The following is a 22,081-nucleotide window of genomic DNA, read 5'->3' as shown; positions in this document are numbered from 1 at the left end:
GATGTTCGGTTCAGGCCAGCACCCGATGAATTCCGGGACGCGGTTCAGCCTGGACAAGACCAGCTTCCTGCTGGTCGACGACAATCCCCAGGCGCTGGATATCCTGGCCCAGGTGGTCCAGGGCTTCGGTCCCAAATCGATCACCCGTTGCGATTCGGCGGTCGAGGCCAAGGAACTGCTGGGCCGCCAGCCGTTCGACATCCTGATCACCGACGGCCAGATGCCCGATATGGACGGGTATGAACTGATCCATTGGCTGCGCCACGAGGCGGGCGAACCCAACCGCTTCATCCCGGCCCTGATCATCAGCGGCCACGTCCGGATGGGCCAGCTGTTCAAGGCCCGCGACTGCGGCGCAAGCTTCACCATCACCAAGCCGATCACGCCCAAGGTGGTGCTCGAGCGGCTGTTCTTCATCGCCCGCGACCAGCGGATGTTCATCGACTGCGGCGCCTATATCGGTCCCGACCGCCGCTTCAAACGTGAGGGACCGCCAGCCGGCATGGAGGGCCGCCGCAGCGACGATCTGGGCGCGGAAGTCGGCGACGCCGCCGCCCCGAACATGTCGCAGGAAGAGATCGACGCGATGATGAAGCCATCGAAGGTGAACCTATGAGCCTGGTCCGCAAGTTCAAGGTCCCCAACCGGCTGGCCCAGCAGATGTTCGGCCGCGGCGGCAAGATGGTGAAGGACGCCATCAAAGCCTCGGAAGCCTCGGTCGCCGAGCTGCGTGAGCAAGGCCTGGCGGCGCTGGACGAGTTGCTGGATGGCATGATGGCCGCCTATGGCCCCGACGTGCCCGCGCCCGACGCCGATCTCGAAGTCCTCTACATCAAGAGCTGCGCCATCATCGACCTGGCCGGCTTCACGCCCGACAGCGGCCTGGCCGAGGCCTCGGTCAGCCTCTGCGACCTGGTCGACGGCTGCCAGGAGGCCGGCGTCACCGACTGGCCCTCGGTGCGGGTGCATCTGGACGCCCTGATGCTGCTGCGCCGCCAGGGCGAGAAGCTGGGCCCGACCGGCCGCGAGGTGGTGCTGGAAGGCCTGCGCAAGGTCAGCCGCCGGCGGACTCAGGGCTAGGTTTACAATCCGCCCCCACCTCCGCTCATCCCCGCGAAAGCGGGGACCCAGGTGTTTTTCGTAGCGGACTTTCAGCCGCCCGGACCTGTCAGAACCGCCCTCAACAGCAAAAAGCCTGGGTCCCCGCTTTCGCGGGGATGAGCGGTATTGAGTGTGAGTCTTTACGCCATCCTTATGCCCCGACCCCCGCTTCCGTCTGGAGGCTTGAGGCCCGTCGGCGCGACCCTGGAGTCCTCATCAAAGGATTTCAGGACCCCTCCATGTCGACGAACGAACGGTTTTGGCCCCTGGCGCTGGGCAGCGTCGGGGTGGTGTTCGGCGATATCGGCACGTCTCCGCTCTACGCCTTTCGCGAGGCGCTGGGCCAGGCCGGGACCATCCGCGCCGAGGCGGTGATGGGGGTCGTATCCCTGGCCCTGTGGGCGCTGATCCTGGTGGTCACCGTCAAATACGTCCTCTTCCTGATGCGGGCCGACAATCGCGGCGAGGGCGGGGTGCTGTCGCTGGCGGCCCTGGCCGAGGCGGCGGTGGGCCGGCGCACGCCGCTGATCCTGGGGCTCAGCGTCATCGGGGCGGCCCTGTTCTATGGCGACGCCCTGATCACCCCGGCCATCTCGGTGCTGTCGGCCATCGAGGGCCTGCGCACCGTTCCCAGCCTGGCCAGCCGCATCACCGAGGGGGTGGTGGTCGCCGCCAGCCTGGCCGTGCTGGCCGGCCTGTTCCTGGTGCAGTCGCGCGGAACCGGCAAGGTCGGCCGCTGGTTTGGGCCCATCTGCCTGGTCTGGTTCCTGGCCATCGCCGGTTTCGGCCTGCCGCACATCATCGCCCAGCCGGGCATACTGGCGGCGCTGGGCCCGCAGCACGCCATCGGCTTTCTGAGCAGTCATGGGATGATCGGCCTCTTCGTGCTGGGCTCGGTCTTCCTGACCGTCACCGGGGCCGAGGCGCTGTTCGCCGACATGGGGCATTTCGGGCGCTGGCCGATCCAGGCCGCCTGGCTGTTCCTGGTGCTGCCGGCCCTGGCGGTCAACTATCTGGGCCAGGGCGCCTTCGTGCTCGACCGGCTGGCCGCCGGCCCCGTGGTCACCGCCGACTGGTTCTTCCAGATGATCCCGGTCGTGGCCCGCGCGCCCATGGTCATCCTGGCCACCATGGCCACGGTCATCGCCAGCCAGGCGGTGATCACCGGCGCCTACAGCCTGACCAACCAGGCCATGCAGCTGGGCTATCTGCCGCGCCTGACCGTGCGCCGCACCTCGGAGACCCAGGCCGGGGAGATCTATATCCCGCAGGTCACCCTGCTGCTGGCGGTCGGGGTGATCCTGCTGGTCGCCATCTTCAAGACCTCCAGCGCGCTCGCCCACGCCTATGGCCTGGCGGTGACCGGGACCATGGTGGTCACCACCCTGCTGGCCTTCATCGTCGCCACCCGCAAATGGCGCTGGCCCTGGCTGCTGGCGGCGGCGGTGATCGGACCGATGCTGGCCATCGACACCGTCTTCCTGGGCGCCAACGCCCTGAAGCTGCTGTCGGGCGGGTTCGTGCCGCTGCTCATCGGGGCGGTGCTGGTCTTCGTGATGCTGACCTGGTCGCGCGGCTCGCAGCTGATCCGCCGCAAGAGCCGCGACGACCTGCCCGACCTGGCGACGGCGGCGACCAGCCTTGCCGGCCGTTCGACCCATCGGGCGGCGGGGACGGCGGTCTTCCTCAGCGCCGACCCCGACCGCGTCCCAGGCGCCCTGCTGCACAATCTCAAGCACAACCGCGTCCTGCATGAGCGCAACCTGATCGTCAGTATCCGCACCGCCGCAGAACCGCGCGTGACGGAGGCGGAACGGGCGCAGGTCCGCCGGATCACCGACGACTTCGTGGGCGTCATCCTGACCTATGGCTTCATGGAACGGCCCAATGTGCCCAGGGCCCTGGCCCGGCTGAAGCCCTGCGGCGTGGCCACCGACCCGATGACCACCTCCTACTTCATCGGCCGCCGCACCATCGTCCACGCCCGCAAGTCGCTGCTGCCGGCCGGCATGGACAGCCTCTATATCTGGCTGAACCGCAACGCCGCCGATCCGATGGACTTCTTCCAGATCCCGCCGGGCCGGGTGGTCGAGCTGGGGACGCAGGTCAGTGTCTGACCCTCGACGCGGCCCCAAGCCTCGGTCACCCTGGCGGCCATGAGCGCCGCCTCGCCCCATCCGTTCGCGCGATTTCTGGCCGCGGCCCCGGCGCATCTGGGCGGCGCGGCCCTGGTCGGGCTGGCGGCGCTGGTGGCCTCGGGGATCGACGGGGCGGTCGAAAACGCCGACCTGGCCATGGTCTTCATGCTGGCCGTGCTGGCGGCGGGCCTGTCGTTTGGCCTGTGGCCGGCCCTGTCGGCCGCCGCCCTGGCCGCCCTGACCTACGACCTGCTGTTCCTCGAGCCGCGGATGACCCTGGTGATCGGCCATGCCGGAGACGGCCTGACCTTCGCGGTCTTCTTCGCCGTGGCGGTGGCGACGGGCGGGCTGTCGGGCCGTATCCGCGACCAGAGCCGCGCCGTTTCCAGCCAGGCCGACACGGTCGCCGCCCTGCTGGCCGCCAGCCGCCGCTTCTCGGCCGCCGCCGATCGTTGCGAGGCCGCCGAGGTGCTGGCCGAGCATCTGGCGCTGGGGACCGGCGGCCAGGCCGTGGTGCTGCTGCCGGGCGCGGCCGGCCTGGAGATCGTCGCCCGCTCGCCCGTCGAGGCCGGACTGGAGCCCGAGGACCTGGCCCAGGCGGAACGGGTGCTGGCCGGGGGGCAGCCGGCGGAGTCCGGCGCCTGGCGGCTCTATCCCCTGGCGGAACGGGTCGGGGTGGCCGGGGTCGATGTCACGCGGGTTGGGGCGCAAACCGACGCGCCGCTGGTCGCCGCCCTGCTCGACCAGGGCGGCGTGGCTTTGGAGCGGGCCAGGCTGGCCGCCCAGGCGGCCGACGGCGCGGCGCTGCACCGGTCCGACCGCCTGCGCTCGGCCCTGCTGAACTCGGTCAGCCATGACCTGAGGACCCCGCTGTCGACGGTGCTGGGGGCGGCGACCACCCTCATTGACCTCGGCAAATCCATCCGGCCGGCGGTGCGCAACGACCTCTTGCTATCGATCCGCGAGGAGGCCGAGCGGCTCAGCCGCTATGTCGGCGACCTGCTGGACATGACCCGGCTCGAGGGCGGCGCCCTGGTCGCCCGCCGCGACTGGACCGATGTGCGCGAGGTGCTGGCCGCCGCCGCCGCCCGGGTCACGCCCCGGCTGGACGGCCGCACGCTGGGCACGGACTTCCCGGCCGAACTGTCGCTGGTCCGCTGCGACGCGGCGCTGCTCGAACAGGCCCTGGTCAACATCCTGGAGAACGCCATCGCCTACAGCCGGGCCGGGGCGGCGATCGAGACGGCGGCCCATGAGGACCGGGGCAACGTCGTCATTTCCGTCGAGGATCAGGGCCGCGGCATCCCGACCGGCGAGCTGGAGCAGGTGTTCGAGCGCTTCCGGCGTCTCGAGGAGCCGTCGGACCGCGGCAAGGGCGCCGGCCTGGGCCTGGCCATCGCCAAGGGCTTCGTCGAAGCCATGGGCGGCCGCATCGCCGCCGCCAGCCCCATCCAGGATGGCCGGGGGACCCGCATCCTGATCAGCCTGAAGAAGGAGATCGAGACGCCCGGGCATATGCTGTGACGACACATGTTATGAGGAGGTGATGTCCGCCCACCGCCCCCGCATCCTGGTCGTCGACGACGAGCCGCAGATCCACCGCTTCCTGGGTCCGGCCCTGGACGCCGCCGGCTATGAACCCATCCGCGCCGACAACGCCACCGACGCCCTGCGCGAGATCGCCCGCAAGCCGCCCGACGCGGTGGTGCTGGACCTGGGGCTGCCGGACATGGACGGCAAGGACATGCTCGGCCGGGCCCGGGCCTTCTATGACGGGCCAGTGATCATCCTGTCGGCCCGGGACCGCGAGACCGAGAAGATCGACGCCCTGGACGCCGGGGCCGACGACTATGTGGAGAAACCATTCGGGGTGGGGGAGCTGCTGGCGCGGCTCAGAGTGGCCCTGCGCCACCGGCTGATCCGCGACGGGGCCCAGCCGGTGGTGACAGTCGGCGAGGTGGAGATCGACTTGGTGGGCCGCCGCATTTCCCGGGCCGGCGAGGCGGTGCGTCTCTCGCCCAAGGAGTTCGACCTGCTGGCCCGGCTGGCCGAGGGCGGCGGCAAGGTGCTGACCCATCGCCAGCTGCTCACCGCCGTCTGGGGTCCGGCCCATGTCGAGGACGTGCAGTATCTGCGCGTCTTCGTGGGCCAGCTGCGCCAGAAGCTGGAGGCCGACCCGGCCAGGCCGGCCGTCATCCTCACCGAGCCGGGCGTGGGCTACCGTTTGGGCTGAGGGCGCGGCCGATGCGGTAGAGGTAGGTCGCCGACTTGGCCAGGTTGACCGCCAGCATGATGTAGAGCGAGATCTGGATGCCCAGATTGATCATGCGCATGATCTCGAACATCTTCTCCGGCAGGTCCGGCGGCAGCTGGAACAGCGGCAGGGCCGAGAGAGCGACCCCGGCGAAGGCTATGCCGGCCAGGTTCAGCGCCAGGTTGGCGGCGTTGGTGCGGACCACCCGGTCGGGCCAGACGAACTGGACGGCCCGGGCCACGACCTGCAGGGCGGCGATGGCCAGCATGATCGCCCACAGGGTCGGCCACCAGATGGCGGACGGCTGCAGCAGGTAGATGTCGACCGAGTGCGAGCGCCCGTCGGCGAAGATCGCAACGATCCGCTCCCAGTAGAAGGGCAGCAGGGCCCAGAAAATCAGGCCCAGGATCTCGAAGGCCAGGGCGAAGCCCACCTCCAGCCGGCCGGCGGTGCGCATCCGCATGGGGGCCAGGTCCTTCAGCGACCAGGATTCGAAGGGGCCAGGCTTGAGCCGCTGGGCGACGGCCGCCGCCACGGTGACGATCCCGACCACGAAGAACACCGTCGAGATGTAGTTGAACCAGACCCGCGAGGCCGCATGCAGCACATCGCCGCCGCCGTCCTCGATCAGCCGCACCACGAACCCGGCGAAATAGACCACCGTCAGCACGGCCAGGCAGATCCGCAGCGAGAACCACCAGACCGGAAACAGGGTCGGGCCGATCAGGGTGCGCTGGGGGCCATAGCGGCTGGCGACGATGATCGGGTGGCCATAGGTCTTGAGCACCGCCTCGACCTCGACGGGCTTGAGCGGCCGGCCGAGTTCGGCCTCGCGCTCCTCGATCTGGGCCTCGATGCTCTCGCGCAGCTCGGCCAGGATATCGTCCTGCTGCGCGCCGGGCAGCATGGGTTTGACGGCGGCCAGATACCGTTCCGTCAGGGCGCGCGTCTTGTCGCTCACAGCGTCCGCTCCAGGGATGAGTTGATCGACCGCCACTCGGCGAGCAGACGGTCCAGGGTGGCCTCGCCCTCGGGCGACAGCCGGTAGAAGCGCTTGTTGCGCCGGTCTTCCTCGCGCCACTCGCTGACCAGCAGCCCCTGGCTCTCCAGGCGGCGCAGCAGCGGGTAGAGGGTGCCCTCCTCGATCTCCAGGCCCAGGTCGCTGAGGGCGACCCGCAGGGTGTAGCCGTAGCGCTCGACCCGAAGCTGGCTGAGAACGGCCAGAGTCAGGGCGCCGCGGCGCAGTTCCTGTTTCAGGTTCTCGAAGACGTCGGTGGGCACGGGGTGATTACCTGTGTGGCGTATGGTGTGTGTCGCACAGTATGTGGCGCACAGCAAGTGGTTTTGTGGAAGAGTGGGCTGGGGCGCCCGCCACACCCCGTGTCCCCAGCGAAAGCTGGGGCCCATGAGGGCGGACGGACTGCAAAGGCTGAGCGGGTGGATTCTCGCTCATGGGCCCCAGCTTTCGCTGGGGACACGGGGAAGGGGACGGCCGCGCCTAGACGATATGCGTCGCCGTCCCCGCCACGATGTACCAGGTCACCGCCAGCCCGCAGAGGATGGCGCCGGGGACGTAGCTGTTGGTCCGCCGCCAGGTGAACATCGCCACCACGCCGACGGTGGCCAGCAGCGGCCAGAACTGGATGGCGATGATGCTGGCCAGGGGATCGAAGAGCGGTGGCAGGGCGCCGGTCAGGAAGAGGCCGCCGTAAGCGATCAACAGGAACAGGGCGAACCCGCCGCCCATCGCCCATTTGGCCCAGCCGTAGCTTTGCAGCCAGCTGTCGCCCTGGACGGGCAGGCGGGCGCAGAAGGCCCGCAGCGTCACCAGGAAGAAGGCGGTGAAGGGCAGGACGTAGACGGCGAAGGACTTCCATTGGTCGCCGGTCATTGGCCGCACGGCCAGGACCCAGAAGCGGAAGTCGGTGAGGAACAGCTTTTCGCTGGCCAGCAGGGCGGCGTAGCCAACGGCGACGCTCAACGCGGCGATGGCGATGGAGGCGGGCCAGCGGGTGTCGAAGCGGGGCTTGTCGCCCTTGAGGACCAGGCCCAGCAGCAGGGTGATCGCGGCGTTGCCCAGGGCCCAGACCAAAAGTTGGTTGGTGATCCATTGCGGCGCCACGGTGTTGAATCCCGCCAGCGCCCCAACCAGGAACAGCGGCAGGTAGGTCACGGCCGGGATGAGGGCGGTCAAGGCCGCGTTCAACCGCCACCGGCTGTCGCGCTCCTGGACGATCGCCTGGCCGGCATGACGCAGGCCCGCGAAGACGGGCAGGGCCAGCAGCAGCTCGAAGGCGCCCAGCATCAGGGTGACGAAGCCGCCCAGCGCCAGGGCCGTGCCCAGCTCCTTCCACATCCAGATCTGGTCGCCGGCCGGGCGGGGCGTGCCGCCCTCCAGGGTCTGGGCGAACCAGTCGGTCGCCCGGCCGATGGCTTCCCGCGAGATATGGTCGCCCGGATGGGTGGTCGCCGGCTGCCAGAGGATGCGGGCCGTGCCCAGCTCGACGTCGCCGTAGAGCTTGTCCGCCACCACCGGGCCGGGCGTTCCGAACACCGCCCTGAGCTTGTCGCCGCTTCCCACATCGGCGGCCCGGGGGACGCCCCACATCAGGGGGGCGAACTCGTCATAGCGGCTGTAGACCAGGGCCAGATTGCGCGGCCAGAAGGCCGTACCCTCGGCGGCGAAGGGCTTGCCGGTCGAGGAGCCCTCCAGCACCACGGAACGGTAGTCGCGCGGCATGACGGCGGCGGCGGCCAGCACCGTCCAGCCGCCCATGCTATGGCCCTCCAGCCCGATATTGGCCTTGTCGACCATGGGCAGGGACCGCAGGTAGGCCAGCCCCGCCGGCCCGCCGAACCCCTGGCTGAACGCCGCCCCGCCGCTGGCCCCGTGGCCGGTCTGGTCCAGGGCCAGCACCACATAGCCGCGCCGGGCGAACTCGATGGCGAAACCGTCCTGGGTTTCGCGGCTGTTGATGTAGCCGTGCACGGCCAGGACGCCCGGGGCGGGGGTCTTGGCGGTGGCGCCCTTCGGAACATAGAGCAGGGCCCTCAAGGTCACCCCGTCGGCGCCCGGCACGGCCACGTCGGTGACGGTGATCCCATCGGCGGTCTGCACCCGGCCGGCCAGGAAGCCGCCGCCGAACACCAGGAGCAGGCCCAGTAAGAACAGCCAACCGCGTTTCATCGCCTTGCCCCCGCTCGCGCGGCTCCGCGGCCGCGACGATCCACTGTCCCGCAGCCGCGGGCGAGGGGCAAGCGCGGCCGTTGACCGAGATCAAGGCAGCCGGGGCCGGCGTCCCCAGAATGGGGCCAGACCTCCGGGGAGCCCGACCATGACCTATGCAAGCCTGTTGACTGTGGTGTCCGGTTCGGCGGACGACCAGCGCGCCATCGAGCTGGGCGGGGCGCTGGCCGCCCGCCATGGCGCCCTGCTGCGGGTGCTGCCCGCCGCCCCCTATGTCGCCGCCTCGGCCTGGGCCGGCGACTTCGGCGGCGCCATCATCGCCGGCGAACTGGCCGAGGTCATGGTTCGCACCCAGGCGGAGTTCGTGGCGGCGACGGAAATTCACGTGCGGACCATGGCGGTCGCCAAGGGCCTGGAGTTCGGCGTCGGCGAGACGGGCGGGCGGGTGCAGATGGCGCAGGCCGCCGTGCTGCCCTGGCAATCGCTCAGCCAGGAATGCCCCCTGGCCGACCTGACCGTCATCGGCCAGTCGGCGGTGCGGGGCGAGGGGCCCTGGACCGGCCTGCTGGGCGAGGCCCTGATGGAGGCGAGAGCCCCGGTGCTGATCGCCCGCCAGGGCTGCGCGGCCGACACCGGCGCGGCCATCGTCGCCTGGAACGGCTCGCTGGAGGCCGGCCGGGCGGTGAAGGCCGCCCTGCCGCTGCTGACCCTGGCCTCCCGGGTCATCGTCGCCCAGTCGGTGGAGGGGGAGGAACTCGAATCCGACCGCCCCGACGCCGACCGCCTGGCGGCCCATCTGCGCCGCAGCGGCGTCCACGAGGTCAGCGTCTGGCGCCGCCAAAGCCGCCATGCCGCCGAGGACCTGATCACCCTCTCGCGCGAGCTTTCGGTCAGCCTGCTGGTCAGCGGCGCCTATGGTCACTCGCGGCTGCGCGAGACCTTCCTGGGCGGGGTGACCCAGAGCCTGCTGCGCCAGGAACAGGGCTGCGACCTGCTGATCGCGCACTAGAGCGGTTCCCGGTCAAGGTTCGCGCGACACGACTCCCTCCCCATAAAGGGGAGGGAGTGGCGCAGTTCAGCGGGCCGTATAGCCGCCGTCGACCACCAGCTCGCTGCCGGTGACGAACTTGGCCTCGTCGCTGGCCAGATAGACCGCCGCCCAGGCGATGTCGTCCGCCTCGCCGATATGGCCCAGCGGATGCAGGGCGGCCACCGCCGCCCGGGTGGCCTCGACGTCCTCGGACTGTTCGGTGAAATGCTCGACCATCGGGGTCCAGATGAAGCCGGGATGGATCGAGTTCACCCGGATCCTGTCCGGCGCGTAGATCAGGGCGTCGGTCTTGCTCATCAGCCGCACCGCCCCTTTCGAGGCGTGATAGGGCGGGGCGTCGGCGGCGCCGATCAGGCCGTAGATCGAGGACAGGTTGATGATGCTGCCGGCCCCGGCCGCCTTCAGGTGGGGGATGGCGTGCTTGGTGCAGAAGAACACGCCCTTGACGTTGACCGCCTGCACGAAGTCCCACTCGGCCTCGGTGATCTGGTGGGTGGGCCTGCTGGCGCCCGAGACGCCGGCGTTGTTGACCATGATGTCCAGCCGGCCGAAATGGGCGGCGGCCTCGTCGATGACCCGGTGGACGTCCGCCTCGCTGGTCACATCGCAGCGCCAGTAGCGGGCCTGATCGCCGATCTCCCTGGCCAGCGCCTCGCCGGCCTCGTCCAGCACGTCGAGCAGGGCCACCTTCGCCCCCTCCTGCGCCATGCGGATGGCGGTGGCCTTGCCCAGCCCCAGGGCCGCGCCGGTGATGATGGCGACCTTGCCTTGCAGTCGGTTCATTCCGCTTCTCCTGGCCCGGACGAGCCGCGTGGCGGGCAGCCTGGAGCCTCAACCCGTCCGGACGCCATGGTTTGCCGCAAGCCGCCGGCCGCCGACATGAGCCAGATCAAGGCTTATGGCGATCTGGCGCGTTGTATTGGCGGCCCAATCTGGCCAGACCATGGAACCTTCGCCATGAACCGCATCGCCCTGTCAGCCGCAATCGGTCTGACCGTATTTCTGGCGGGTGGCGCGACCATCGCCGCTCAGCCGGTTGAACTCTTCATCTCCGGAACCTTCAGCGGGGTGGTCGGGCCCAAGCTTGAGACCGGCGGCCAGGTGCGCAGCACTCAGCGGGCGCTCGGCCGCGCGCTGGGAGTGTTCGCCGAGGTCCAGCTGGGCCGCAAGCTGCCGGCCACCGACCGCGAGCGGCATGACGAGGCCGCCGCCACCGCCCTGTGGCTGACCCCGGGCGGCACGCCGGTCGGCTGGCGCAATTTCCGCACCCGCATCCGGGGCGAGGTGACGCCGGACGTGGGACTGTTCCGCAATGGCGATCTGATCTGCCGGGGCTATGCCGAGCACATCGTGTTCACGCCGCAGGACGAGCGCAGCTTTGCCGGTGTCGCCTGCTGGAACGAAAAGGCCTCAACCTGGACCGCCGCCCCCCGCCTCCCCGACAACCCGACGGCGGCCAAGCCCTAGAAGCCGTGGAAGCTGGCGAAGCTGTCCACCGGCTCGCGCTCGGCCACCAGGCTGTTCACCGGCGCGGTCTCGTCGGCATAGCCCAGCGACATGCCGAACACGATGTATTCGTCCTCGGGGATGCTCAGCACCCGGCGGGTGACGGTCCAGTAGTTGTTCCAGGCGCCCTGGGCGCAGGTGCCCAGGCCCCGCGCCGCCGCGGCCAGCATCAGCGACTGGGCGAAGATGCCCAGGTCGACGAAGCTCATGGCGTCCAGGTCCTTGTCGATGGTGAAGATCAGGCCCACCGGCGCATCGAAGAACTGGTAGTTGCGGCCCCACTGGCGCCAGTTCGCCGCCTGGTCGCCCTTGGGGATTTCCAAGAGGCCGTACATCGCCTTGCCCAGGGTCCGCATGCGGGTGGTGTAGGGCTCCTTGCGCTTGGAGCTGCGCGGGAACTCGGCGGCCTTGTCCTCGGGGTCGCTCTCGCGGTGGGCCAGGACCTCGGCTTCGAGCCGGGCCCGCACCGCGCCGGCCGCCACATGCACCTTCCAGGGCTGGATGTTGGTGCCCGAGGGCGAGAGGGTGGCGGCCTGGAGGATTTCGCGCACCAGCTCGAGCGGCACCGGGTCGGGCCGGAAGGCGCGGATCGAGCGGCGGGCGCGCAGGGCGTCGTCGATATGCAAGGCGAACAATCCTGTGGTCGGCGAGGGACGACCCCGCAAGGTTAGCAAAAAAACAGCATACCCCGGGGAACCCTCCCTGAAATTGCGCATTTTGGGTTGAGCAGAGGACTTGCCGGGGGAGTTGTCCTCGGCGCTGCCGTACGGGGGAGTCATCGCATGCGTCGGACCGGATTGGCGGGAGTCAGCCTCGCCGCCCTGATGGCCTGCGCCAGCCAGGCCCAGGCCCGGGACGACGCCCAGCCCAGCCTCGCCGACCTGCGCCAGCTGTCCATCGAGGACCTGGCCAATGTGCAGGTGACCTCGGTCTCCAAGACCGCCGAGCCGGTCAGCGCCGCCCCCGCCGCCATCTATGTGATCAACAGCCAGGCCATCAGCCGCTCGGGCGCCGACAGCCTGGCCAATGTGCTGCGCCTGGCCCCCAACCTGCAGGTCGCCGCCAGCGACTCCCAGACCTACGCCATCACCGCCCGGGGCTTCAACGAATCGACCTCGACCGCCAACAAGCTGCAGGTGCTGATCGACGGCCGCACGGTCTATACGCCGCTGTTCTCGGGGGTGTTCTGGGACGTGCAGAACGTGCTGCTCGAGGACGTCGACCGCATCGAGGTGATCAGCGGTCCGGGCGGGGCCCTGTGGGGCGCCAATGCCGTCAACGGGGTGATCAATGTCACCAGCCGCAGCGCCGCCGACACCCAGGGCGGCCTGTTCGCGGCCAACGGCGGCGACACGTGGCAGGGCGTGCGGGGCCGCTACGGCGGCATGGCCGGCGGCGCGGCCTGGCGGGTCTATGCCATGTACGACCAGCGCGGCCCCTCGCTGCGGCCTTCGGGCAACGAGGCGCGCGACGAGAACGACCTGCTGCAAGGCGGCTTCCGCACCGACTGGGGCGCCGGGCCCGACCGTTTCACCCTGCAGGGCGACGCCTATGCCGGCTCGACCGAGAAGCCGCCCGGCGGCCTGGTCGGCCCCAGCGTCTCGGGCGGCAACCTGCTGGGCCGCTGGATCCACGGCGCCGAGGGCGGGGGCGCCTTCGAAGCCCAGGCCTATTACGACACCGCCACCCGCACGGTCTCCTCGCGGGTCCGGGCCAAGGTCGACACCATCGACCTGGACCTGCGCTACAGCCTGCCGGCCATGGGCGCCCAGACCTTCACGTTTGGCGGCGGCTACCGGGTCTCGGACGATGACTTCCGGCCCGGCCCCGGCACCGCCTTCCTGGTCCCAGGCAGCCGCCGCCTGCAGTGGGGCAATGTCTATCTGCAGGACGAGATCGCCTTCAGCGACAGCCTGCGCCTGACCCTGGGCCTGAAGCTGGAGCACAACAGCTACACCGGCTGGGAATATATGCCGACGGCCCGCATCGCCTGGCGGCCCAGCGACACGGTGTTGCTCTGGGGGGCGGTGTCGCGGGCGGTGCGCACGCCCTCGCGCTTCGACCGCGACCTCAACAGTTTCGTGCTGGGCGGCGGTCCGGATTTTCAGGCCGAGCGGCTGGTCTCCTACGAACTGGGCTATCGCGGCCGGCCGGTCGGGCCGATCTCGCTGTCGGTTTCGCTGTTCTACAACGACTATGACGACCTGCGGACCCTGGAGAGGACCCCGGTCACCTTCCTGCCCTTCACGGTCCAGAACGGCCGCGAGGGCCACACCTACGGGCTGGAGGCCTGGGCCGACTATGCGGTGACCGATCGCTGGCGGCTGAGCGCGGGCGTCTCGACCCTGCACAAGGACCTGAAGCTCAAGCCCGGCAGCCTGGATATCGGCGGGGCCGCCCTGACCGGCAACGATCCCGACTACCAGGCCCAGCTGCGCTCCTCGCTCGACCTGGGCGAGCGCGTCAGCCTCGACGTCGACCTGCGCTCGGTCGCCAGCCTGCCCAGTCCCGCCATTCCGTCCTATGTCGAGGCCGACGCCCGCCTGGCCTGGCGCTATTCGGACCGGGGTGAGCTGTCGATCTCGGGGGCCAACCTGCTCGACGAGGCCCATCTGGAGTTCCTCAACACCTCCATTCCCCGGCGATTGATCCGGCGCAGCTTCACCATCGGCCTTCGGCAGGTATTCTAGCGCGGCATGGCCTTCCGCAGAGTTCCAAGCTGGCGACGACGGACGGCGGGCCTGGCGCTCGCCGTCCTGGCGCTCTGCGCGCCGGTCTTCAGCGCCGGCGCCGCGCCGCTCGAATGGGCCGTCAAGGCCACCTACCTCTACAAGTTCGTCGCCTTCGTCGACTGGCCGCCGGGGGCGCTGGGCGCGCCGGGCGAGCCGGTGGCGCTCTGCATCGTCGGCCCCGATCCGTTCGGCCGGCAGATCGACGAGGCCGGCGCCGGCCAGCAGATCGGCGACCACCCCATCGAGGTGCGGCGGCTGCGCCAGGCGACCCGCGGCTCGGGCTGCCGGGTGCTCTATGTCCGCGGCGGATCCAACCGGGCCGCCCTGGCCGCAGTGGCCGGCGAACCGGTCCTGACCGTCACCGATGGCGGCGGCGGCGGGGTGGTGCGGTTCCTGCTGACCAGGGACGGCAAGGTGCGGTTCAGCATCGACCAGGCGGCGGCGGCGGCCAACGGCCTGACCCTCAGCTCCAAGCTGCTCGCCGTGGCGGTGCGGCCGTGAAGCCCGACATCGTCCGGTTCAGCAACGAGATGCGGCAGTTCGGCCTGGCGGTGGTCAGCGCCATCGCGGTGCTGCTGGCCGGGGGGCTGCTGGGGGCCAAGACCGAGGAGGCCTACCGCCAGCGCAGCGTCGAGCAGGCCAAGGTGCAGGCCGACATCCTGGCGGCCGGCGTCGCCGGCGCCCTGGCCTTCGACGACCAGAAGACCGTCGGGGAAAACGTCGCCGCGATCCGGCGCAACCCACAGATCGCCGCCGTCGGCGTCTATGACGTCACCGGGGTGCTGAAGGCGCGGTCGGCCGCGTCCGGGGCGACGGGGCCGCCGGACCGCGCCCCGCCCAGCTCGGCCCGCTTTCATCGGAACGGCGTGGTCGTCGCCTCGCCGGTCATCCAGCAGGGGGTGCGGCTGGGCGAGGTCTATCTGCGCACCGCCCCCGAAACGCTCAGCGACACCCTGCGCCGGCACGGCGGCCTGGCCCTGCTGGTGATCATGGCCGTCATGGCCCTGGCCCTGCTGGCCCGCAACACCGCCGAACTGCAGCGGCGCTCGGCGGCGCTGGAGGACGCCAACCTGCGCCTGCTGCGCGAGATGGACGAGAAGGCCAGGGCCGAGGAGGCCCTGCGCCAGAGCCAGAAGATGGAGGCCCTGGGCCAGCTGACCGGCGGGGTGGCCCACGACTTCAACAACCTGCTGACGGTGATCATGGGCGGACTGGAGACCATCGGCCGCGCCGCCCCGCCGCAGGTTGGCGACCCCACGTCCGCCCGGCTGCACCGGGCCCGCGACATGGCCCTGCAGGCCGCCCAGCGGGCCGCCACCCTGACCAGCCGGCTTTTGGCCTTCGCCCGCCGCCAGCCGTTGGAGCCCCGGGCCATCGACGTCAACCGCATGGTGTCGGGCCTGGCGGAGCTGATGCGCAGTACGCTCGGCGAAGCGGTGCAGGTGGAGACGGTGCTGGGGGCCGGGACCTGGCTGACCCTGGCCGATATCGGCCAACTGGAGAGCGCGCTCCTGAACCTGGCGGTCAACGCCAGAGACGCCATGCCGGACGGCGGCCACCTGACGATCGAGACCGCCAACGCCGCCCTCGACGACGCCTATGTCGCCGCCCAGAGCGAGCCGGTGGCGGCGGGGCAGTATGTGATGCTGGCGGTCACCGACACGGGCGTGGGCATGGACAAGCAGACGCTCGAACACGCCGTCGAGCCCTTCTTCACCACCAAGGAGGTCGGCAAGGGCACGGGCCTGGGGCTGAGCCAGGTCTATGGCTTCGTGCGCCAGTCGGCCGGCCATATCCGCATCTATAGCGAGCTGGGGGAGGGGACGACCGTGCGCCTCTACCTGCCCCGCTACCGCGCCGCCGAGGTCGCCCCGGAAGAGCGGACGGATGAGGCCCTGCCGGGCCTGCTGGTCGGCGACGAGACGGTGCTGCTGGTCGAGGACCATGACGACCTGCGCGCCCACAGCGCCGGCCTGCTGCGCGAGCTGGGCTATAGGGTCATCGAGACGGCCGACGGGCCCGCCGCCCTGGCCGCCCTTGAAGACAACCCCGACATCGCTCTGCTGTTCACCGACGTGGTGCTGCCCGGTGGCATGAACGGCCGCCAGGTCGCCGACCAGGCGCGGGCCCGGCAGCCCGGGCTGAAGGTGCTGTTCACCACCGGCTACACCCGCAACGCCATCGTCCATAACGGGGCCCTGGACCCGGGCGTGCAGCTGATCTCCAAGCCCTACAGCTTCAGCGAGCTGGCGGCCAAGGTGCGGCGGGTGCTGGATCAGTAGGCGCCTCTGGAACCCTTCCTCCTCGATGGAGGAAGGGCAGGGTTGGTGGTGTGTGCTCGGAGGTTAGGCGACTGGCTCAGGGTGGCGTGGGCGCCTCCCCGCGTGCTTCCGGATCCGCACTGCCACCACCACCAACCCCGCCCTTCCTCCATCGAGGAGGAAGGGAGTTCTCCTGAGATGTCTGCGCCAATCCTGATTGGCCCGCGCCGATACCCCCGCTAAACAACCCCCATGGGGGCCTTGGACATAGCGATAGCCGGCTGCGGGCCGGCCGGCATGGCGGCGGCGCTGCTGCTGCACCGCGACGGCCATCGGGTGGTGATCTTCGAGCGGTTCGACACGCCCCGGCCCATTGGCTCGGGCCTGATGATCCAGCCGACAGGTCTGGCGGTGCTCCGCAAGCTGGGTCTCGACCAGCAGATCGTCGCCAATGGCGCCCGGATCGAGCGGCTGTCCGGCCAGGCGGGCGGCGCCACGGTGCTGGACGTGCGCTATGCGGCGTTGGGCAAACAGGACCTGTTCGGGATCGGCATCCATCGGGCCGCCCTGTTCGGCGCCCTGCACCAGGCGGTGCGGGCCGAGGGCATTCCCATCGAGACCGGCCGCACCCTGGCGGCGGCGTCGGAAGGCGAGCGGCGCATCCTGACCTTCGAGGATGGCGCGACCGCCGGCCCCTTCGACCTGGTCGTCGACGCCTTGGGGGCGCATTCCCGCCTCGCGCCGCCCAGCGGCCGGGCCCTGGCCTATGGCGCGCTGTGGGCCAGCCTGGACTGGCCGCCGGACGCCGGGTTCGACGGCGAGGCGCTGCAGCAGCGCTACCGCGCCGCCAGCGTCATGGCCGGGGTGCTGCCGATCGGCGCGCCGCCGGGCGTGATCGCCCCACAGGCGGCCTTCTTCTGGTCCTTGCGCGAGGACGCCCTGCCGGCCTGGCGGGCGGCGGGGCTGAGGGCCTGGAAGGACGAGGTGCTGGCCCTCTGGCCGGCCACCGCCCCGCTGCTGGACCAGATCCGCGATCCCGGGCAGCTGACCTTCGCCCGCTACGCCCACCGCACCGTGGCCAGGCCCGCCCGCCCCGGCCTGATCCAGATCGGGGACGCCTGGCATTCCACCAGCCCGCAGTTGGGCCAGGGCGCCAACATGGCCCTGCTGGACGCCTACGCCCTGGCCCTGGCCCTCCGTGGCGAGCCCACCCTCGGCGAAGCCCTGAAGAAGGCCATCCGCCTGCGCCGGCGGCATGTCCGGCTCTACCAGGCCATGAGCCTGCTGTTCACCCCGGTCTACCAGTCCGACAGCCGCATCCTGCCCTTCCTGCGCGACCGCGTCGTCGGGCCGCTCAGCAAGCTCTGGCCGGCGACCTGGATCCAGGCGGCGATGGTCGGCGGGCTGGTCGGCGATCCGCTGGGACCGCTGGGGCTATGAGCCGGCGGGAACAGTATGATTCTCACGTGGCTTGGCGCCTCTGGCATCAGGCCTGCGCCCTGGACGACGAGGGCCGTGAAGACGAGGCTATCGTCCTCCATCGTCAAGCGGCTGCAATGGGTGAGATTCTGGCGCAACTCAGCCTCGCCTACCTTCTGACCGAGCGGGATGGCGCGGAGTGGGCCGAGGGCGTTCGGTGGTACCGCCGCGTGACCTGGGCGGGCGACCCGCAGGGGGCCTGGAACCTGGCCATGGTCTACCGAATAGCCAAGAACCGCCGCCGCTATCTGCACTGGCTGCGCCGCGCCGCCGCCATGGGCGAGGAGGAGGCCGTGGTCATCCTCGCCGAGATCGACCGTCGCCGGGCCCTGGGTCAGACCTGGCCCATGTTCATCAGCGAGTATCTCGACGCCGACAACGCCATTGGCGTGCTGAGCGACTATCGCGAGGGAGAGACGACTGCGGCGTCGGTGGCGGTCTGGGCGGGCCGGGCGGCGCGCGGGGAGATCGCTCTTCGGACAGAGGACGATACGAGGCGCCGCCTGGCGTCGGTGCTGGCCGAGCTCGCGGACCCGGCCCGCGAACTGACCCGGCAGCGCGCTCTGGAACTGATCTATAAGCTCTCCGACGGCCTGGCTGGATGAACGGCGGCTGACCAACAGCCTCAGACGGCGCTCACACCGCCCGGCGCAGGGTGACTCCTGTTCCGAGGGCGCTCTCGCCGCCGGACACTGGAAAACATCTCATGAACCGCTTCGCCCTGGGCCTGATGGCCAGCGCCGTCCTCGCCGTGGCCCTGCCGGCCGCGGCTCAATCCTATGGCCCCGGTCCGTCCGGCGGCTACGGCTCCCCCGCCTATGGCGGCGGCTATGGCCAGAGCGGCTATGGCCAGAGCGGCTATGGCCAGACTGGCTATGGTCAGACCGGCCGTGGCGATTTCAGCGCCCAGCTCGAGCGGCTGACCCGCCGCGTCGGCCATGGTGTCGACGAGGGCAGCCTGTCGTCCCGGCAGGGCCAGCGTCTCTACGCCCAGATCGGCGGCCTGCGCCGGCTGGAGCGGCAGTATCGCTACAGCGGCGGCTATCTCGACGGGCGCGAGCGCATGGACCTGGAGGCCCGGCTGGAGCAGCTGAGGGACCAGGTTCGCGGGCCGCGCGGCGGCTACGGCTCCAACGCCTATCCGGGCGGCTACCCCGGCTATGACGACGAAGGCGGCTGGAACCAGGATCGCGGCGATCGCGGCCCCCGGCGCTAGAGTCCGGTGAGGCAATTTCGGTGACAGTTCGCGCCTGAATCCCGGGAGCGAATTAAGTAAACTGTCACCGAAATACCGCCGCCGCTACACCAACCCATATGCCCTGGCGTGGTCGGCTTCCTGCAAAGGTAAATTCATGAAATAGAAAACCTGTATTTCGTCAGCCACTAAACTTTGAATATTTCTCACCATCCGGCAACCAATAGGCCGGATCCACGTTAGTAACCCGCAGGGACGACGAATTGTCTGTCCAGGAGCAGTTTCCATCATGCGCAAGCATCTTTGGGTCGCCGGCATCGCCGCTGCGGCTCTTATCCCCTCGTTCGCCATGGCCCAATCCAGTTCGTCGGCGAGCTGTGAACAACAGCAGCAGGACCGCCGCAACACCGGGACCGTCGTCGGCGGCCTCGCTGGCGCGGTGATCGGCAACCAGGTCGCCGGCAAGGGCGACCGTGGGACCGGCACCGTGATCGGCGCCGTGGTCGGCGCGGTCGCGGGCAACCAGATCGCCAGGTCCACCCAGACCGACTGCGCCCGGGCCTATGGCTACTATGACAATGACGGCCGCTGGCACACCAACGCCGTGAGCTCCGACCGGGCCGCCGGCTACTATGACCGCGACGGCCGCTGGGTTTCCGGGGCCCCGCAGGGCTATGCCGGCAATGACGGCTACTGGGTCGCCTCTTCGGGTGATGGCTATTACGACGCCCAGGGTCGCTGGATGCAGGCCTCGAACAACGGCCAGCCTTCGCGGGCCGATATGCGCCGGGCCGACGCCTACGGCTATTATGACCGCGACGGCATGTGGCATGCGGGGACGGCCGGACGTGGCTCGGCCACCGGCTACTACGACCGGGACGGCGCCTGGGTCAGCGGTTCGCCCAACGGCTACTATGGCGACAACGGTCGCTGGGTCAGCGCCGGGACCAGCGCCCAGGCCGCCGGCTATTACGACACCAACGGCCGCTGGGTTCCCGCCTCGGCTTCGGGCTACTTCGCCAGCGACGGCGTCTGGGTCTCCGGCGCCGCCACGGGCTATTACGACGACCGCGGCCGCTGGGTCGCCGGCCCGGTCACGGGCAGCTATGACAGCCGTGGCCGCTGGGTCAGCGGACAGGCTTCCGGTCACCGCGACGCCCGCGGCGTCTGGATCCCCGACGCCCAGCCCGGCTACTACGACGTCAACGGTCGCTGGCAGGCCGGCCAGACCATGGGCTACTACGACGCCCGGGGTCGCTGGATTCCCACCACCGGCGGCCGGGTCGACACCCGCGCTTCCATGTGGAACGGCGACTTCGCCGACACCCGGGGCCGTGAAGCCTGGCTGGCCGACCGTATCCGCCAGGAAACCGCCCGGGGCGGCCTCTCCCGTCAGCGCTCGAACCGGGCCCTGGCCGACCTCTCCGCCATCCGCCGCGAGGACACCGGGATGCGCCGTCGCGACGGCGAACTGTCCCGCCGTGGCGTGGCCTATATCCAGGGACGCCTGGACACCCTCACTACCAGTCTGCGCCTGGACGGTCGTATCCCCCCCGATCGCGACCGTCGCGGCCAGTAGGCTTCTGCGTTAATTGAAGCCGAAAGCGCCCGGGAGCCGCAAGGTCCCCGGGCGTATTCGCGTCAGGGGGAGGATATTTCGCTCTCCTGACAAGCGGCGTGGCGATTCCTCCCTGACGCGACCCCGTTTGACAAGCGGCGCCATCCGTCGGCCAACTGCTGGCTGGGGAGGCTCTGTCCATGTCCTTTGATCGTCGTGCGCTGTTGGGGGGCCTTTCGGCCCTTAGCTTCTCCGTGGGGGGGCTATCCGCCGGACTGGCCGAGGCCGCCACGCCCAACCCGTCCCTGCCCACCACCGTGACCGCGCCCAGGCCGCGCCGGTTCCGCAAGCCGATCTCCAGCCTGAACCGGCGCGACCCCGACATCGCCGCCTATCGCACGGCCATCCCGCTGATGAAGGCCTCGGGCTACTGGGACGCCCAGATCGCCCTGCATTCCAACATGAACCACCGCCACCACGGCTCCTGGCGCTTCCTGCCCTGGCACCGGCTGCAGCTGGTCTGGTTCGAGCGCCAGGTCGCCCGGCTGTCGGGCAAGGCCGACTTCTCCATGCCCTACTGGGACTGGGACGACGACCGGGTGCCGGACCTGTTCTACGACGATCCGGTCTTCCAGGCCCCGGGCCGCGAGGCCGGGCGCGGCGAGAGCATCCGCGGCTTCCTGGCCAATACCGGCCAGCGTTTCACCGGCCGCATCACCGACAACTTCGCCACCTTCTTCGGCCGTCCCCGCGCCGGGACGGTGCAGGCCAGCCGCTACTATTCGGGCTCCTGCGAGTGGAGCGGCCACAACATGATCCACGGCTTTGTCGGCGGCGACATGGGCCGGCTGGACCGCTCGCCCAACGATCCGCTGTTCTGGATGCACCACGCCAACATCGACCGCATCTGGTCGGTGTGGAACGCCCGCCAGAGCGCCGGCGTCTATCCGCTGGCCTGGCGCAACGAATCCCTGGGCGGCTTCATCGACACCCTGGGCCGGCCGGTCCCCTCGGCCCTGGCCTCCACCACCCTGGACACCGCCACGTTCGGCTACGCCTATCCGGTCGACACCACCCCGCCGGTGGTCTTCCTGGCCGCCCCCACCCAGGCGGTGACGCGGGTGAAGGACTATGCCTGGGCCATGAAGCGGGTCGACGCCTTCACCGGCGTGATCGACATCTCGCCGGCCATCGCCGCGGGCCTCAGCGCCACCGCCGTCGGCTATGTCGAAGCCACCCCCGATCCCACCGCCACCTCACTGGTCAACCTGGTCGCCACGGCGAAGAATGATGGGCGCGAACTGTTCCGCGACACCATCAACATGGTCGGCATGGGCCATGTCATGGGCAGCCAGGGCCACCGGGTGACGCTCGATTCCGTCTGGGGCGCCCGCAACACCGGCGGCATCCGCCTGACCGCCACCGCCGCCCCGCTGAGCGGCCGCAAGGCGGGCGAATCGCCGGCCTATCTGGACACCTTCATCGTCGATGCTCGGGTGAAGTTCGCGGGGTAGGCCCCGAGAACCCTTCCTCCTCGATGGAGGAAGGGCAGGGTTGGTGGTGTGTCCGCTGAGCTTGGGTGAAAAGCTCAGGGTGGCGTGGTCGCCTCCCCGCGTTCT

Annotated in this window: 20 protein-coding genes; 15 read left to right on the top strand and 5 right to left on the bottom strand. The window is 70.1% G+C overall.

The genetic code is table 11. From position 1 onward, the window contains the following. Position 1: 1 nt before the first annotated feature. The 5 genes from QO010_RS16575 (at position 2) to QO010_RS16555 (ending at position 5,472) form a co-directional block, all read left to right on the top strand. Positions 2-616, top strand: coding sequence for a response regulator (locus QO010_RS16575; protein WP_307350940.1), 615 nt, complete (start codon positions 2-4; stop codon positions 614-616). Continuing rightward, positions 613-1,080, top strand: coding sequence for a chemotaxis protein CheE (locus tag QO010_RS16570; protein ID WP_307350939.1), 468 nt, complete (start codon positions 613-615; stop codon positions 1,078-1,080). The genes QO010_RS16575 and QO010_RS16570 overlap by 4 nt, the downstream gene beginning before the upstream one ends. Positions 1,081-1,340: 260 nt before the next feature. Then, positions 1,341-3,218: a potassium transporter Kup gene (locus QO010_RS16565; protein WP_307350938.1), complete on the top strand. Its 1,878-nt coding sequence runs from the start codon at positions 1,341-1,343 to the stop codon at positions 3,216-3,218. Positions 3,219-3,257: 39 nt separating this feature from the next. After that, positions 3,258-4,763, top strand: a complete 1,506-nt coding sequence (locus QO010_RS16560; protein WP_307350936.1) for an ATP-binding protein — start codon at positions 3,258-3,260, stop codon at positions 4,761-4,763. Between the two features lie 22 nt (positions 4,764-4,785). Beyond that, positions 4,786-5,472, top strand: a complete 687-nt coding sequence (locus QO010_RS16555) for a response regulator (RefSeq protein ID WP_307350934.1) — start codon at positions 4,786-4,788, stop codon at positions 5,470-5,472. On the opposite strand, the gene QO010_RS16550 is transcribed toward QO010_RS16555, so the two are convergent. From QO010_RS16550 to QO010_RS16540, 3 genes are all read right to left on the bottom strand, one after another. Beyond that, on the bottom strand, positions 5,438-6,454 hold the full coding sequence (locus QO010_RS16550) for a hypothetical protein (protein WP_307350932.1): 1,017 nt from the start codon (positions 6,452-6,454) through the stop codon (positions 5,438-5,440). The genes QO010_RS16555 and QO010_RS16550 overlap by 35 nt on opposite strands. Beyond that, positions 6,451-6,774, bottom strand: coding sequence for a PadR family transcriptional regulator (locus QO010_RS16545; RefSeq protein WP_307350930.1), 324 nt, complete (start codon positions 6,772-6,774; stop codon positions 6,451-6,453). Before QO010_RS16545 ends, QO010_RS16550 begins: the two co-directional genes overlap by 4 nt. Before the next feature lie 217 nt (positions 6,775-6,991). Then, positions 6,992-8,680, bottom strand: coding sequence for an alpha/beta hydrolase family protein (locus tag QO010_RS16540; RefSeq protein WP_307350929.1), 1,689 nt, complete (start codon positions 8,678-8,680; stop codon positions 6,992-6,994). 148 nt (positions 8,681-8,828) lie between these two features. On the opposite strand from QO010_RS16540, the gene QO010_RS16535 reads away from it, so the two are divergent. Beyond that, positions 8,829-9,689, top strand: a complete 861-nt coding sequence (locus tag QO010_RS16535) for a universal stress protein (protein WP_307350927.1) — start codon at positions 8,829-8,831, stop codon at positions 9,687-9,689. A gap of 66 nt (positions 9,690-9,755) precedes the next feature. Here the strand turns inward: QO010_RS16535 and QO010_RS16530 are convergent, their stop codons facing one another. Next, positions 9,756-10,514, bottom strand: coding sequence for an SDR family NAD(P)-dependent oxidoreductase (locus QO010_RS16530; RefSeq protein ID WP_307350925.1), 759 nt, complete (start codon positions 10,512-10,514; stop codon positions 9,756-9,758). 174 nt (positions 10,515-10,688) lie between these two features. Between QO010_RS16530 and QO010_RS16525 the strand changes: the two genes are divergently transcribed. Next, on the top strand, positions 10,689-11,198 hold the full coding sequence (locus QO010_RS16525; RefSeq protein ID WP_307350923.1) for a hypothetical protein: 510 nt from the start codon (positions 10,689-10,691) through the stop codon (positions 11,196-11,198). On the opposite strand, the gene QO010_RS16520 is transcribed toward QO010_RS16525, so the two are convergent. Then, on the bottom strand, positions 11,195-11,863 hold the full coding sequence (locus QO010_RS16520) for a nitroreductase (RefSeq protein WP_307350922.1): 669 nt from the start codon (positions 11,861-11,863) through the stop codon (positions 11,195-11,197). The genes QO010_RS16525 and QO010_RS16520 overlap by 4 nt on opposite strands. A 156-nt stretch (positions 11,864-12,019) precedes the next feature. On the opposite strand from QO010_RS16520, the gene QO010_RS16515 reads away from it, so the two are divergent. The 8 genes from QO010_RS16515 (at position 12,020) to QO010_RS16480 (ending at position 21,976) form a co-directional block, all read left to right on the top strand. Continuing rightward, positions 12,020-13,927 (top strand): TOL_0244 family TonB-dependent receptor, encoded by a 1,908-nt coding sequence (locus tag QO010_RS16515; protein ID WP_307350920.1) that lies wholly within the window; start codon positions 12,020-12,022, stop codon positions 13,925-13,927. Positions 13,928-13,933: 6 nt separating this feature from the next. After that, the gene (locus tag QO010_RS16510) at positions 13,934-14,470 is read left to right on the top strand and encodes a TOL_0243 family YfiR-like periplasmic protein (protein ID WP_307350918.1); all 537 of its coding nucleotides are present in this window, start codon (positions 13,934-13,936) and stop codon (positions 14,468-14,470) included. Further along, positions 14,467-16,251 (top strand): ATP-binding protein, encoded by a 1,785-nt coding sequence (locus tag QO010_RS16505; protein ID WP_307350916.1) that lies wholly within the window; start codon positions 14,467-14,469, stop codon positions 16,249-16,251. The genes QO010_RS16510 and QO010_RS16505 overlap by 4 nt, the downstream gene beginning before the upstream one ends. Positions 16,252-16,482: 231 nt before the next feature. Further along, positions 16,483-17,670: an FAD-dependent oxidoreductase gene (locus QO010_RS16500; RefSeq protein WP_307350914.1), complete on the top strand. Its 1,188-nt coding sequence runs from the start codon at positions 16,483-16,485 to the stop codon at positions 17,668-17,670. Positions 17,671-17,696: 26 nt separating this feature from the next. Continuing rightward, positions 17,697-18,314 carry an SEL1-like repeat protein gene (locus QO010_RS16495; protein WP_307350912.1) on the top strand — a complete coding sequence of 206 codons (618 nt, stop codon included), beginning with the start codon at positions 17,697-17,699 and terminating at the stop codon, positions 18,312-18,314. A 101-nt stretch (positions 18,315-18,415) separates the two neighbouring features. After that, positions 18,416-18,925 (top strand): hypothetical protein, encoded by a 510-nt coding sequence (locus QO010_RS16490; protein ID WP_307350909.1) that lies wholly within the window; start codon positions 18,416-18,418, stop codon positions 18,923-18,925. A 268-nt stretch (positions 18,926-19,193) separates the two neighbouring features. Then, positions 19,194-20,483: a glycine zipper 2TM domain-containing protein gene (locus QO010_RS16485; RefSeq protein ID WP_307350907.1), complete on the top strand. Its 1,290-nt coding sequence runs from the start codon at positions 19,194-19,196 to the stop codon at positions 20,481-20,483. A gap of 179 nt (positions 20,484-20,662) precedes the next feature. Then, positions 20,663-21,976: a tyrosinase family protein gene (locus QO010_RS16480; protein ID WP_307350906.1), complete on the top strand. Its 1,314-nt coding sequence runs from the start codon at positions 20,663-20,665 to the stop codon at positions 21,974-21,976. Positions 21,977-22,081 lie beyond the last annotated feature (105 nt).

This window comes from Caulobacter ginsengisoli (assembly GCF_030814835.1).
Lineage (GTDB): Bacteria > Pseudomonadota > Alphaproteobacteria > Caulobacterales > Caulobacteraceae > Caulobacter > Caulobacter ginsengisoli.
This window is presented reverse-complemented; position numbering and strand designations above follow the sequence as displayed.

What these genes read in the sequence shown, in the direction of transcription:
- QO010_RS16480 (WP_307350906.1), top strand. Translation starts at nt 20,663, where the DNA reads ATGTCCTTTGATCGTCGTGCGCTGTTGGGGGGCCTTTCGGCCCTTAGC.
- QO010_RS16490 (WP_307350909.1), top strand. Translation starts at nt 18,416, where the DNA reads ATGAACCGCTTCGCCCTGGGCCTGATGGCCAGCGCCGTCCTCGCCGTG.
- QO010_RS16575 (WP_307350940.1), top strand. Translation starts at nt 2, where the DNA reads ATGTTCGGTTCAGGCCAGCACCCGATGAATTCCGGGACGCGGTTCAGC.
- QO010_RS16540 (WP_307350929.1), bottom strand. Translation starts at nt 8,680, where the DNA reads ATGAAACGCGGTTGGCTGTTCTTACTGGGCCTGCTCCTGGTGTTCGGC.
- QO010_RS16485 (WP_307350907.1), top strand. Translation starts at nt 19,194, where the DNA reads ATGCGCAAGCATCTTTGGGTCGCCGGCATCGCCGCTGCGGCTCTTATC.
- QO010_RS16515 (WP_307350920.1), top strand. Translation starts at nt 12,020, where the DNA reads ATGCGTCGGACCGGATTGGCGGGAGTCAGCCTCGCCGCCCTGATGGCC.
- QO010_RS16525 (WP_307350923.1), top strand. Translation starts at nt 10,689, where the DNA reads ATGAACCGCATCGCCCTGTCAGCCGCAATCGGTCTGACCGTATTTCTG.
- QO010_RS16530 (WP_307350925.1), bottom strand. Translation starts at nt 10,514, where the DNA reads ATGAACCGACTGCAAGGCAAGGTCGCCATCATCACCGGCGCGGCCCTG.
- QO010_RS16500 (WP_307350914.1), top strand. Translation starts at nt 16,483, where the DNA reads ATGGGGGCCTTGGACATAGCGATAGCCGGCTGCGGGCCGGCCGGCATG.
- QO010_RS16570 (WP_307350939.1), top strand. Translation starts at nt 613, where the DNA reads ATGAGCCTGGTCCGCAAGTTCAAGGTCCCCAACCGGCTGGCCCAGCAG.
- QO010_RS16510 (WP_307350918.1), top strand. Translation starts at nt 13,934, where the DNA reads ATGGCCTTCCGCAGAGTTCCAAGCTGGCGACGACGGACGGCGGGCCTG.
- QO010_RS16535 (WP_307350927.1), top strand. Translation starts at nt 8,829, where the DNA reads ATGACCTATGCAAGCCTGTTGACTGTGGTGTCCGGTTCGGCGGACGAC.
- QO010_RS16565 (WP_307350938.1), top strand. Translation starts at nt 1,341, where the DNA reads ATGTCGACGAACGAACGGTTTTGGCCCCTGGCGCTGGGCAGCGTCGGG.
- QO010_RS16560 (WP_307350936.1), top strand. Translation starts at nt 3,258, where the DNA reads ATGAGCGCCGCCTCGCCCCATCCGTTCGCGCGATTTCTGGCCGCGGCC.
- QO010_RS16555 (WP_307350934.1), top strand. Translation starts at nt 4,786, where the DNA reads ATGTCCGCCCACCGCCCCCGCATCCTGGTCGTCGACGACGAGCCGCAG.